This window comes from Staphylococcus argenteus, from assembly GCF_000236925.1.
Taxonomy (GTDB): Bacteria; Bacillota; Bacilli; order Staphylococcales; family Staphylococcaceae; genus Staphylococcus; species Staphylococcus argenteus.
In genome coordinates this window covers 247,773-260,280 of sequence record NC_016941.1, presented here as the reverse complement: position 1 = coordinate 260,280, position 12,508 = coordinate 247,773, and the positions used below count along the sequence as shown (strand labels likewise).

The following is a 12,508-nucleotide window of genomic DNA, read 5'->3' as shown; positions in this document are numbered from 1 at the left end:
TATATCTATATTTTTTTAGATTTTAATCTTTTAAAATAAAGCAATTGAATTTTTCGCATATATTTTTGTATTTTGTATTTTTTGAGTACATTTTTAACATACACATCCCAATCTTTGCTAAATTGTCATGACCATTGAAATCAACTACAAAAACCCTAAGGGCACTTTTACTGTGCACCTTAGGGTTAACTGTATCTATCTATTTAATTAAATATGATCATCCGTATATTCGTAACTTATGATCCATCAAGTTCCACACTTCTTCAACATCAACCGCCGTAGCAAAATAAGCATTGGCAGGCTTACCTGTAACATGATTTAAATCGACAGCCATAGTGCCGTAAGTTAGTGGACTTTGATGTTCAATGTCGATATTAACGAGTTCCATTGTAAACAATTCTGGTTGTAACAAATACAAGATTGTACAAGCATCATGTATTGGACCACCGTCCATATTAAAGTGAGTCTTGTATGTCTTCTTAAAGAATTGCAATAGTTCTACGACGAACTGTGCAACAGGATTATTGATACTTTCAAAGCGTTCAATCACTTGATCGTCGGCTAAAACTTGATGTGTTACATCAAGACCAAACACATTTATAGTAATCCCACTTTCAAAAACACGCTTCGCTGCTTCAGCATCTACCCAAATATTAAATTCAGCTGTGGGCGTCCAATTTCCAAAAGTACCACCACCCATCAAAGTAATAGATTCAATATGCTCAGCAATTCTTGGCTCACGAATCAATGCCGTTGCCACATTCGTAAGAGGTCCTGTCGCTACAATTGTTACAGGTGTATCACTCGTCATCACTTTGTTAATAATCACATCTGATGCTGGCTTTGCAACTGCATGACGTGATGGTGTCGACGGTAATTTCGGACCATCCAAACCAGATTCTCCATGTATTTCAGACGCAAAGGCCGCCGGTTTAATTAATGGTCTATCTGCACCTTTGGCTACTTCTATATCTTGACGTCCCATGATATCTAATACATTCAAAGCATTGGTCGTATTCTTTTCAACTGCTTGGTTTCCTGCTACAGTCGTTACCGCTAATATCTCTAATGGACTATCGCTTGCGCCTGCTAAAATAAGTGCTATCGCATCATCATGACCTGGGTCACAATCCATAATAATTTTTTTCTTCATTTAAATCTCCGCCTTTCTTAAGTTGTCATCGAAGTGCTTATGTAAATTTATTTATATTAGTTGCGTATCATTGTCCTGAAAAATTGCCATACTAATATTCAAAATCGTAATTATATCGTTGCGATATTGTTATCTATTGTATGTTTCTTTATCAAATAATTTATATTACGGTTCATCAACACGCTTTTATAAATTGTATATGTGAATATTCCAGGCTTTTGAAAATAAACTTCCACAACAATGTAAATGCTGATTTATATGATTGTTACATGATTCAAACAATTTTTATGAAAAACATTTTCATACACAGAATATACATTGATATTAAATTTCTCAAAAGCTATATTGAGATTAATTAGGAGGGATGTTAATGAAATCTTTATTTGAAAAAGCACAGCAGTTCGGCAAATCATTTATGCTACCTATCGCAATCTTGCCAGCTGCAGGTCTATTGTTGGGTATCGGTGGTGCATTAAGTAATCCTAACACCGTGAAAGCGTACCCTATCTTAGATATTACCTTATTACAAAATATTTTTACATTAATGTCAGCTGCAGGAAGTATCGTCTTTCAAAATTTACCCGTCATATTTGCAATTGGTGTCGCAATTGGCTTATCTAGAAGTGATAAAGGTACTGCTGGTTTAGCTGCACTACTTGGATTTTTAATTATGAATGCGACGATGAATGGCTTATTAACAATTACAGGAACTTTAGCTAAAGATCAACTCGCACAAAGTGGACAAGGTATGGTTCTCGGTATACAAACTGTTGAAACAGGTGTTTTCGGCGGGATTATTACAGGTATAATGACCGCACTACTTCATAATAAATATCATAAAGTGACCTTACCACCTTATTTAGGCTTTTTTGGTGGTTCTCGATTTGTCCCTATTGTCACTGCCTTTGCTGCAATTTTTTTAGGCGTCTTCATGTTCTTTATCTGGCCAACGATTCAAGCAGGTATTTATCATGTTGGTGGCTTTGTAACAAAAACAGGTGCCATTGGTACATTTATATATGGTTTTATTTTAAGGTTGTTAGGTCCGCTTGGTTTACACCATATTTTTTACTTACCATTTTGGCAAACAGCACTTGGTGGCACGTTAGAAGTTAAAGGACATTTAGTTCAAGGTACACAGAATATATTTTTCGCGCAACTTGGTGATCCAGATGTGACTAAATACTATTCAGGTGTTTCAAGATTTATGTCAGGTCGATTTATTACAATGATGTTTGGTTTATGCGGTGCTGCACTAGCTATTTATCATACCGCTAAGCCTGAAAATAAAAAGGTGGTTGGTGGTTTAATGCTATCTACTGCACTCACATCATTTTTAACAGGTATTACTGAACCTTTGGAATTTAGTTTCCTATTTGTCGCACCAATTCTTTATGTGATTCATGCCTTTTTTGATGGTTTAGCATTTATGTTAGCGGATATTTTCAATATTACAATTGGTCAAACATTCAGTGGTGGCTTTATCGATTTCTTACTCTTTGGCGTGTTACAAGGGAATAGTAAAACAAACTATTTATATGTCTTACCTATTGGCATTGTGTGGTTCTTCTTGTACTATATTGTCTTCCGTTTCTTAATTACGAAGTTTAATTTTAAAACGCCAGGTCGAGAAGATAAAGAATTGCAACAGCAAGTTGAGGCTACTGAAAGAGCACAAACTATTGTAGCTGGTTTAGGTGGAAAAGATAACATCGAAATCGTTGATTGCTGTGCTACACGATTACGTGTCACACTCCAACATAACGATTATGTTAATAAAGAAATACTAGAAAGTACTGGCGCTAAAGGTGTCATTCAACAAGGCACCGGCGTTCAAGTCATCTACGGTCCTCATGTAACAGTTATTAAAAATGAAATTGAAGAATTGCTCGGGGATTAAGACTAACCGAAAATATTAACAGAACTAATAGCAACGATGCTCAGTGTAAGAATTGACATCGTTGCTTTTATTTTAAAGGTTGATTTTAAAATATTAGCTTCATATTGCATTACATAATAAGCTAGAAAATAACCTCTTCTCGACAATCATCTTAATGATATTATTAAAGCTCAAGTGCCAGATTTGATTTTAATTTTCAACAATGGCTTTTACTGCATTAAAAATAGGACTACTTGACACATAAGGTTGCATCAAATAGTCCTTTATACAATTTTTTGGGTAAGGTTTTACAATTTTTGGAATGGTATGGTTTTTAAATTAAAGTTATTTTAGTTCTTCGGCTTCAGCCATTATATCTTTTAATGTTTTAGCTGAATGCGCAAATTTACTGCGTTCTTCGTCGTTTAATGGGATTTCAACGACATTACGAATGCCGTTTCTATTGATGACTGCTGGAACACCAATATAAACATCTTCTTCTTCGTATTCGCCTTCTAATAATGCTGATACAGTCAATACGGCATCTTCATTTCTGAAAATCGCTTCAGTAATTCTAGCTAATCCCATCGCAACACCATAATAAGTGGCACCTTTAGCTTGAATTATGTCATATGCTGCATCACGTGTTTGAACAAAAATTTGCTCAATTTGTTCTTTGCCTTCTGGGCGTTCTTCAAGTAATGCTTTTAAAGGTTGACCTGCAATATTAGCGTGTGACCATACTGGTAATTCAGTATCACCATGTTCACCAATAATTTGAGCATCAACGCTACGTGGCGCAACATCAAATGCTTCACTTAATAATAATCTAAAGCGTGCAGAGTCTAAAATTGTACCAGAACCTATAACGCGTTCTTTAGGTAATCCAGAGAATTTCCATGTTGCGTACGCTAATATATCAACTGGATTTGTAGCTACCAAGAAAATACCATCAAATTTCGATGCCATCACTTCACCAACGATTGATTTGAATATTTTCAAATTTTTAGATACTAAGTCTAAACGTGTTTCTCCAGGTTTTTGTGCAGCACCAGCACAAATTACAACTAAATCAGCGTCATGACAATCGCTGTACTCACCAGCTTTTACACGTACCGTTGTAGGAGAATATGGTGTTGCATGTTTTAAGTCCATAACATCTCCTCGAACTTTTTCAGTGTCTAAGTCAATGATTACTAATTCATCGACAATACTTTGGTTTACTAATGAAAATGCATAGCTTGAACCTACTGCACCATTACCTATTAATACAACTTTGTTCCCTTTAAATTTGTTCATTACAAAAACTCCCTTATGATTAGTTCACTAAAATACCTCTTACAATAGATGGCATTTTAGTTAATTGCTGCTTAATGATGATACAAAAGCAAATAAACATCTCTTTGATTTTCAACGCATAACTTAAAAGGTCATGTGTCTTACACTTTTAAGTTTGTGATTTATTTCACATATAAAATGTAACATGCATAAATCGATTGGTCAACGATTTATTGTGATTTATTTCACATTTTATTTTAATTTTTACACCTTTTTTGTTTGTATCCGTTTACATTATAAAAATTTATTTATTACTTTGACTAAATCACATTCAAATACCGATTAACATCTATTAATAGTACTTTCATCAACGATTCTTTTGTAAATCACAAATAAATGAGTTCAATCGTTGAACTTCAAATAAATTATTGTACACAATACCTCTTGATTGAACATAAAAAAATTAAAAACGTCATACAATTATCAAATTTGTCAATTTATTTATATTTTCCAAAACCAATCAATTGAATATTAATTTTTTTAGTAGAATAATCAAATTACACAGATTAAAGGAGGAGTATCATGCTTACAGAACAAGAGAAAGATATTATTAAACAAACAGTGCCTTTACTTAAAGAGAAAGGTACTGAAATTACATCAATCTTTTATCCAAAAATGTTTAAAGCACATCCTGAACTTTTAAACATGTTTAATCAAACAAACCAAAAAAGAGGCATGCAATCTTCAGCATTAGCACAGGCTGTAATGGCTGCAGCAGTTAATATCGACAACTTAGGTGTAATCAAACCCGTCATTATGCCTGTTGCATATAAACACTGTGCGTTACAAGTTTATGCTGAGCATTATCCAATCGTGGGGGAAAATTTATTAAAAGCTATTCAAGACGTGACAGGATTAGAAGAAAATGACCCTGTCATTCAAGCTTGGGCGAAAGCATATGGTGTTATTGCGGATGTGTTCATCCAAATTGAAAAAGAAATTTACGACCAAATGATGTGGATTGGTTTCAAACCATTCAAAATTACCAATATTAAACAAGAATCTGAGGATATTAAATCATTTACAGTTGAAACTGATGAATATGATTTTAGTCAATTTACACCAGGTCAATATATCACAGTTGATGTTTCTAGTGATAAACTTCCATATAGAGCTAAACGTCACTATTCTATCGTATCAGGTGATAAAAATCATTTAACTTTTGGTGTTAAACGTGATGTTACGATTGACCATGAAGGTGAAGTTTCTACAATTTTACATGACGAAATTAAAGAAGGCGATATGATTAATTTAGCTGCGCCTGTAGGTGGTTTTGTATTAAAGAATACGACTGAACCACAACTCTTCTTAGGCTCTGGCATTGGTGTTACACCTTTAGTTGCAATGTTCGAGGCTGCTAGCGCTAAAGGTTTAGATACACAAATGGTTCAAGTTGCTAAAAATGAACAACATTTACCTTTCAAAGACAACTTCAACAGTATTGCAAGCAATCATGACAACGCTAAATTATATACACACTTAAAAGATACACAAGGCTATATTGGCGCTGAAGAACTAAAAGTATTTTTAGAGAATAAACCTGAAATTTATATCTGTGGTGGTACAAAATTTTTACAATCTATGATTGAAGCACTTAAGTCTTTAAATTACGATATGGATCGCGTCCATTACGAAACATTCATTCCTAGACTAAGTGTTGCAGTCTAATTATGGAAAGCGGTTTAGTGTCGATATGAAAGTTAACCAACGGTACATTAAAGTATTTGCATTATATTTCGCAAGTATTGTTACTGCAAATATTGTCGTTAAAAATAACAATTTAATTAAAACGTTGATGCAAACGATTACTGGCTATACTGTCTTCGCAATTGGTTTAAAGTATTTAACTAAACGTAAAAATAAATAACACTTATATAAAACAGCTATGACTTTACTTGTCGTGGCTGTTTTTTAACTTTAAAACATTTTTAGGATAAAAGAATGCGCATTGAATTTCATAAGAAAGGAGTTTACAAAATGACCATTGATATAGGACGAATTTACGATCACAAAGAACGGACCGATGCTATTCGTGTGTTAGTTGATAGAGTGTGGCCTAGAGGTATGTCGAAAAGTACTGCGAATCTTGATTATTGGTTGAAAGACGTTGCCCCCTCTACTGAGTTAAGAAAGTGGTTCCATCATGATCCTAAACTTTTTGGTGCTTTTAAAGAAAAGTATGAAAAAGAATTGCGTGATAATAGTGTTCAAAAAGCTGCTTTTACAGAATTAAAAGGTCTTGTCGAAAAACATAATCACGTTCTATTGTTGTATGCCGCCAAAGATACTGAGCATAACCAAGCTGTGATACTAAAACAACTGCTTAAAAATTAGAAATAATTATATGTCATGATTAACCATGTACACTGTCAAATCCATTTTCGATATCCACTTTCAAAAAAATATAATTATAACTACTAATTGTATTTTAAAAAATACTAAACTTAAACAATATTTTACTTTAAACAAACAAAGTTCTAAAATAATGTTTGCTGGGTTTAAATTAGTATTTAGAAAGAGAGTGTTATGAAATGAAGTTTAAAAGACTTGCGACAATCATCGCAGTAGCAACTTTAGTATTATCTGGATGTGGTTCAACACATTCATCTGGTAAAGATTTAAATATCTCGTTACCTTTAAAAACGAAGTCCATTGCGCCTTATGAAACAGATGTACCTGTTAAAATTGGTGCTGCAGAGTCCTTATTCAAAACAAATGATCAAGGTAAAATCGAAAAAGTATTAGTAAAATCATATCATCAACCAAATGATACGACATTAGATATAGAGTTAAAAGACAATATAAAATTTCAAAATGGTCAAAAACTAACTGCTGAAAAAGTAAAATCAAGTCTTGAAAATAGCATGAAGAAAAGTGATTTAGTTAAATTTTCATTACCTATATCATCTATGACTGCTAAAGGTCAAAAACTGACAATCAAAACGAAATCAGCTTATCCTGAACTTGTATCAGAATTAGCGAATCCTTTTATGGCTATTTATGACACGAATGCTAAATCAGATGTGAATCAAGCACCTGTTGGTACTGGACCATATGAAATAAAAGATTATAAACAATCACAAAAAATATCATTAGCAAAATTTAAAGACTATTGGCAAGGTAAACCTAAATTAGATCACATTACTGTAACGTATCAAGAAGATGGTAATAATCGCGTCAGAAATTTAGAATCTAAAAAAGCTGATTTAATTACCGATGTACCTGTTAATAAAGTAGAAGATATTACGAATGATAAGCATTTGAAAGTATCGAAAAAGTCTGGCTTTAGAACTTCTTTACTTATGTATAATCATACAAATAAGAAAATGACTAAACCCGTTCGCGAGGCACTAGACAATGTCATTGATAGACAAGGTATTGCAGACCATATTTATCAAGGTTATGCGAAACCTGCAACAAGTCCATTTAATGATAAAATCCCTTACATTAAGGAACCTAAAATGACTAAGCAAAATATTGATAAAGCCAAGGATTTATTAGCCAAAGAAGGTTATACAAAAAATCATCCATTAAAAATTAAATTAATCACTTATGACGGTCGTCCAGAATTGTCTAAAATTGCACAAGTACTACAATCAGATGCTAAAAAGGCAAATATTGATATTGATATTAAAAGTGTCGATGACATTGAAGGTTATTTAAAAGACCGTTCCGCATGGGATGCAACGATGTATAGTTTTGGTACAATCCCTCGTGGTGATACAGGTTATTTCTTTAACCAAGCCTATAAAAAAGATGGTGCCATTAATAAAGGAAACTATGATAATCATAAAGTTGATGATTTAATTAATCAGTTGAATCATACTGTTAATGTTGATGAACGCCATAATATTTCTAATGACATTATCAAATTATCTAGTCAAGATGTGCCAAATAGTTACATCGCCTATAACGATCAAATTGTCGCTGCGAATTCTAACGTTAAAAATTACAAAGTTACACCTGAGGGTATATATTTAATAGATTATCAAACAACGATTGAACGATAGACCTCCTATACGACACATCTAAACCTTAAAAAACCACATCACAGTCATTCGTAATGATTGTGATGTGGTTTAATTTGTTTATGTGATTGTATTGCTTTTTTGTTTTGACACTTCAATAATATTGAATATTACATACTTCCATGAATCATGTTCATTTTACATAAAATTAATTGTCACTAATTGTTTAACGTGAAACACTTTTTGAAAACAAAAGTGCTATTTATCAAGGTATTAATTTCCTAATCAGTCCCCTTGAGTTTGTTCCTCTTCACTTCGAATTGATTACTGATTATTAATCTTTTACTTTCACATTTACTATTTAATAATCTTCTCATTATAAAAATAATGTTATTTTAATCTCATGGAAACTTCTATAAATATTGACCATAAAATGATTTCATTTTTTCAACCGCTTCTGTTACAAATGGTTCTTTATCATACATATCAAAATGATTCGCGCCTTCTACAATGTGGATATCTTTCGGTTCTAGTGCACGTTCATATGCATTTTCACTTTGCCATAATGTACCAGCTTCACTTCCAGCGATAAATAGCACAGGTTGTGTTAATAATTTATCTACTAAATCAAATGCAGTAAATTCAATAATACGATCGAAACTAATAAATGGAAATTGATTAATTGAACGTTCATGTTGCGCTCTTGGCGTACGATAATATTCCCATCCATCTTTTGTTTCTTGATCCATATCTTCGGTAGGCTCTTCTGGAACGAAACCTACTAGCTTTTGTGGTGCGCCATTTTCTTCTGCCTTTCTTTGTTCTGCAACTTGTTCTAATAAAGTGTTAATGTCTTTTTCATCTTGATTACCCGTCCAACCTTTACGGAAATTTTGACCGATGTCAGCAGCACTAATGCCAACTACAGCTTTAATACGTTTTTCAGTTTGTGCTGCTTTAATTGTATAGCCACCACCTGCACAAATACCAAGCGCACCAATACGATTATTATCAATGAAATCAAGTGTATTAAAGTAATCCACAGCAGCTCTTACATCTTCTACGCGTGATGATGGATTTTCTAAATTATGTGGTTGTCCCTCACTTTCACCTTGATAACTTGCATCATAAGCCATCGTCACATAACCTAAAGTTGCTAGTCGTTCTGCATATAAGCCAGCTGTTTGTTCTTTCACACCTCCTGCTGGATGATTAACGACAATAGCAGGATATTGATTATTTTCATCAAAATTTTCTGGGAAATACATATTAGCTACTACATTTAAATTATTACTTTTAAAATTTACTTTTTCCATGACAAATACTCCTTATAACCAGCGTGGCTTATCGCCATCTGTATTTGGTTTGTTTACGCCTAAACTTTCTTTAACGTAGATTGAAGGGTTCTCAATAATTTCTAATCCTAATGCAGCAACACTTTTACGCGAAACTTCTGTGCCTTTAAAATCTTCACCTTTAACTGTTGTTTCATATTCAATCTCATCACTATTCGTCAACCATGCGGGACGTAGCAATGTATAGTCTAAGCTAGATAATTCAATAATGTCTGCTGCTTTCTTATATGGTGGAAGATACGGTCCAATATTGTCGTTATTCCATTTGCCAAATGTACCAGGCACCTCGTCATATATACCTAATGCAGTTACAAAAATAAGTCGTTGCACGTTTTTCCTTTCCATTGCTGATACAATTGCATGAGCTTGTTTATCTATGTTACCGGCTAAACTAGCGAATACAACATCAATTTGATCCAATGCATTTTCCAAGGCAACTTCATCTGTTGCATCTGCTTCGATTACTGTTACGCGTTTTCCATCTTCTATATTCATCAATTTCGCTTTATTTCTTAAGTATAGTGTTAAATGATGTTCTGTTTTATCTAATAGCAAGTGAATTAACTCTTGAGAAATTTGACCACTTGCACCTATGATTAAAATATTTTTCTTTTCCAACACACATCGCCCCTTTTATTACTCACTTGTGTTTTAAATAACAAGTGTTACACTAATATATACCTTCACTTATCATTTTTAAACTTATAAGCTAGTGAAAAAAGACTTATTGCACATGTACTTAATTTTCGAGCAATATTTAGGAGCTATATCATGGATAAACGTATTAAGAAAACACAACGCGCATTGAAACAAACAATGATTGCGTTATTAAAAGAGCAACACATCGAAGACATCACAGTGACAGATATATGTGATAAATCTGAAATCGTTAGAAGAACCTTTTACGCGCATTTCAATGATAAATATGATTTAGTTGAACATATTATGAGCGATTATATTTCAGATTTTATAGAAATATGTCATTTCAAAGAGCAGGTAAATTTTAAAATTGGTAATATTAAATGGTTTGAATATTTATATAACAACAAAGATATTTTCAGTTCATTATTTAAAAGTTCAATTTCAGCACTATTCAGTAAAAAACTAGAGACTGTCATTTACAAACAACTAGAAAATAAAATTTCTGAAACCGTTATTAATGATGGTATAAGTAAATCAACATTATTATGTTTTTTAACTTCGGCTATACTGGGTGTTATGGTGAATTTTGCATTAAACAGTGATTCAGATTATCAAAATAAAGCTAATGAAACCTTATTACTCTTAAAACCTTATTTAAAAGATGAAATATTCGACTCGTTAGTATAATACTTATAACTATGATGACATATAAATCTATATCATTTAATTTTGTACTTCATATTAAAATTTTACGACGTACGAAAAAAAGCTTATGCCGCTAACACTAGCAACATAAGCTTTAATTTTTTATTCTTGTACTTTATTCTGTTGTTCTTTGAATTCTTTTTGTAGTGTATTAACTTGTTTCAACCCTGCACCCATTAAAATAAATACGAGTATCCATACGACAACGATTAAAATAAATATTTTTAAAGTATCACTGCCAAGAATCGTTAATGATGTATCCCAAATGCCATGTAACCCAACAGCTGTTAAGAAGAATATTAAAAATCGTTTATCTAAAATATCTTTAAACTCGAAACCATGTTGTTCTTTGGCAATAACAATAGCAGCTCCGACTATAGCTGACCACACTAAGTGACCACCAATTGCAGTCCATGCACGTGTGAAGACAATATCTAATAACGGTACATTTTCACCTAGAGCAAAATTTAAAATATAACCTGCCGATTCAAAAACTGCAAACCCAGCTCCAATGGAAGCACCGATTAATAAACCATTCAAAATCTTGTTCGTTTTCAATTTATTGACAAAATAAACAATAATAAGTGCTTTACCTGTTTCTTCAACCAATCCGACTAAAAATGCATCGAAAAATGTTAATGACCCAAACTTTTCAAATTGATCACTGAACACGACAAATCTATATAATACCATTGTACTTAATAATGAAAATACGCCACCAATAAAGAACATGATGATGACTTCAAAAATGCTTATGTTTTTAAAAGCATTTGATTCATAGAAGAAGAATAAACCTGATAATGGTACTGTTAATGCACCAATAAAAATGAGTCCAGGAATCGCATTTGTATTATTGAAAAATGCAGCCATGACCCATAATGCAATAAATGTCACTGTAAAAGCAATAAACACACGTGAAAAGAGCCAAGGTTTACCCCACTCTTCTGAAATATCACAAATAGCTGGCGTTGTTTTTGCCGTTCCCGCGATAAATATTTCATCTGCTTCATTTTTAGTATGTGGCTTAAAAACTTCTGAAAACATATCTTTCAAATTAAGGTTTAAGCTTTCATCATTACCTGCTAGTCTACCGATAGATTTTGTCGCATTATCAAACAAACTTCTTGCTTCGTGCTTTAAATCTGCATTTTGTGCTGTCTCATATGCTTTTTCGTCCATTTGTTTTTCTATAGATTCATTGTTATGTATATCCGCTGTCTGCTTTGTTTGTACACTATGATGAACAGCTTCCTGTTTTGTTGTTGATGCGCCTTCTTCCTTTGTCATATCTTGATCTAGAATCGATTGATCTTTTGTTGTTGTTTCTTTTTCTGTGTCTCTTCGATGATTAAGACCTTCCATAGACTTACCTACTCTCATTTTCATAATAAAACTATTTTAATTGAATATGGATGGATTTTCCATTATTTAATATAAATATTTTGTGCAATTGAACACATTCCAATTC

The 12,508-nt window shown here is 32.7% G+C and carries 12 protein-coding genes; 6 read left to right on the top strand and 6 right to left on the bottom strand.

Annotated features, from left to right (window positions below):
• Positions 1 to 5: 5 nt before the first annotated feature.
• On the bottom strand, positions 6 to 104 hold the full coding sequence (locus tag SAMSHR1132_RS01090) for a hypothetical protein (protein WP_042354669.1): 99 nt from the start codon (positions 102 to 104) through the stop codon (positions 6 to 8).
• A gap of 113 nt (positions 105 to 217) precedes the next feature.
• Positions 218 to 1,153 carry a nucleoside hydrolase gene (locus tag SAMSHR1132_RS01085; protein ID WP_000726945.1) on the bottom strand — a complete coding sequence of 312 codons (936 nt, stop codon included), beginning with the start codon at positions 1,151 to 1,153 and terminating at the stop codon, positions 218 to 220.
• 370 nt (positions 1,154 to 1,523) lie between these two features.
• Here SAMSHR1132_RS01085 and SAMSHR1132_RS01080 point away from each other — a divergent pair, with 370 nt between their 5' ends.
• Positions 1,524 to 3,053: a PTS transporter subunit EIIC gene (locus SAMSHR1132_RS01080; RefSeq protein ID WP_000838213.1), complete on the top strand. Its 1,530-nt coding sequence runs from the start codon at positions 1,524 to 1,526 to the stop codon at positions 3,051 to 3,053.
• Between the two features lie 324 nt (positions 3,054 to 3,377).
• Here the strand turns inward: SAMSHR1132_RS01080 and SAMSHR1132_RS01070 are convergent, their stop codons facing one another.
• Complete coding sequence (locus SAMSHR1132_RS01070) at positions 3,378 to 4,331, bottom strand: L-lactate dehydrogenase (RefSeq protein ID WP_001031876.1); 954 nt, start codon at positions 4,329 to 4,331, stop codon at positions 3,378 to 3,380.
• A gap of 561 nt (positions 4,332 to 4,892) precedes the next feature.
• On the opposite strand from SAMSHR1132_RS01070, the gene SAMSHR1132_RS01065 reads away from it, so the two are divergent.
• The 4 genes from SAMSHR1132_RS01065 (at position 4,893) to nikA (ending at position 8,380) form a co-directional block, all read left to right on the top strand.
• On the top strand, positions 4,893 to 6,038 hold the full coding sequence (locus tag SAMSHR1132_RS01065; RefSeq protein ID WP_000954796.1) for a globin domain-containing protein: 1,146 nt from the start codon (positions 4,893 to 4,895) through the stop codon (positions 6,036 to 6,038).
• Positions 6,039 to 6,063: 25 nt separating this feature from the next.
• Positions 6,064 to 6,237, top strand: a complete 174-nt coding sequence (locus SAMSHR1132_RS01060; protein ID WP_000867784.1) for a hypothetical protein — start codon at positions 6,064 to 6,066, stop codon at positions 6,235 to 6,237.
• 110 nt (positions 6,238 to 6,347) lie between these two features.
• The gene (locus SAMSHR1132_RS01055) at positions 6,348 to 6,704 is read left to right on the top strand and encodes a DUF488 domain-containing protein (RefSeq protein WP_000150971.1); all 357 of its coding nucleotides are present in this window, start codon (positions 6,348 to 6,350) and stop codon (positions 6,702 to 6,704) included.
• Between the two features lie 197 nt (positions 6,705 to 6,901).
• Entirely contained in the window at positions 6,902 to 8,380 is a 1,479-nt protein-coding gene (gene nikA / locus SAMSHR1132_RS01050; RefSeq protein ID WP_000669673.1) for a nickel ABC transporter substrate-binding protein, read from the top strand.
• Positions 8,381 to 8,751: 371 nt separating this feature from the next.
• Here nikA and SAMSHR1132_RS01045 read toward each other — a convergent pair whose 3' ends face one another.
• Together SAMSHR1132_RS01045 and SAMSHR1132_RS01040 are read right to left on the bottom strand one after the other, a co-directional pair.
• Complete coding sequence (locus SAMSHR1132_RS01045; RefSeq protein ID WP_000416914.1) at positions 8,752 to 9,654, bottom strand: alpha/beta hydrolase; 903 nt, start codon at positions 9,652 to 9,654, stop codon at positions 8,752 to 8,754.
• Between the two features lie 12 nt (positions 9,655 to 9,666).
• Complete coding sequence (locus SAMSHR1132_RS01040) at positions 9,667 to 10,311, bottom strand: SDR family oxidoreductase (RefSeq protein WP_000412505.1); 645 nt, start codon at positions 10,309 to 10,311, stop codon at positions 9,667 to 9,669.
• Between the two features lie 153 nt (positions 10,312 to 10,464).
• Between SAMSHR1132_RS01040 and SAMSHR1132_RS01035 the strand changes: the two genes are divergently transcribed.
• Positions 10,465 to 11,022, top strand: a complete 558-nt coding sequence (locus tag SAMSHR1132_RS01035; protein ID WP_000361244.1) for a TetR/AcrR family transcriptional regulator — start codon at positions 10,465 to 10,467, stop codon at positions 11,020 to 11,022.
• 120 nt (positions 11,023 to 11,142) lie between these two features.
• On the opposite strand, the gene SAMSHR1132_RS01030 is transcribed toward SAMSHR1132_RS01035, so the two are convergent.
• The gene (locus SAMSHR1132_RS01030; protein ID WP_000398696.1) at positions 11,143 to 12,402 is read right to left on the bottom strand and encodes a PrsW family intramembrane metalloprotease; all 1,260 of its coding nucleotides are present in this window, start codon (positions 12,400 to 12,402) and stop codon (positions 11,143 to 11,145) included.
• Positions 12,403 to 12,508 lie beyond the last annotated feature (106 nt).

What these genes read in the sequence shown, in the direction of transcription:
- SAMSHR1132_RS01045 (WP_000416914.1), bottom strand. Translation starts at nt 9,654, where the DNA reads ATGGAAAAAGTAAATTTTAAAAGTAATAATTTAAATGTAGTAGCTAAT.
- nikA (WP_000669673.1), top strand. Translation starts at nt 6,902, where the DNA reads ATGAAGTTTAAAAGACTTGCGACAATCATCGCAGTAGCAACTTTAGTA.
- SAMSHR1132_RS01085 (WP_000726945.1), bottom strand. Translation starts at nt 1,153, where the DNA reads ATGAAGAAAAAAATTATTATGGATTGTGACCCAGGTCATGATGATGCG.
- SAMSHR1132_RS01080 (WP_000838213.1), top strand. Translation starts at nt 1,524, where the DNA reads ATGAAATCTTTATTTGAAAAAGCACAGCAGTTCGGCAAATCATTTATG.
- SAMSHR1132_RS01055 (WP_000150971.1), top strand. Translation starts at nt 6,348, where the DNA reads ATGACCATTGATATAGGACGAATTTACGATCACAAAGAACGGACCGAT.
- SAMSHR1132_RS01070 (WP_001031876.1), bottom strand. Translation starts at nt 4,331, where the DNA reads ATGAACAAATTTAAAGGGAACAAAGTTGTATTAATAGGTAATGGTGCA.
- SAMSHR1132_RS01035 (WP_000361244.1), top strand. Translation starts at nt 10,465, where the DNA reads ATGGATAAACGTATTAAGAAAACACAACGCGCATTGAAACAAACAATG.
- SAMSHR1132_RS01065 (WP_000954796.1), top strand. Translation starts at nt 4,893, where the DNA reads ATGCTTACAGAACAAGAGAAAGATATTATTAAACAAACAGTGCCTTTA.
- SAMSHR1132_RS01030 (WP_000398696.1), bottom strand. Translation starts at nt 12,402, where the DNA reads ATGGAAGGTCTTAATCATCGAAGAGACACAGAAAAAGAAACAACAACA.
- SAMSHR1132_RS01060 (WP_000867784.1), top strand. Translation starts at nt 6,064, where the DNA reads ATGAAAGTTAACCAACGGTACATTAAAGTATTTGCATTATATTTCGCA.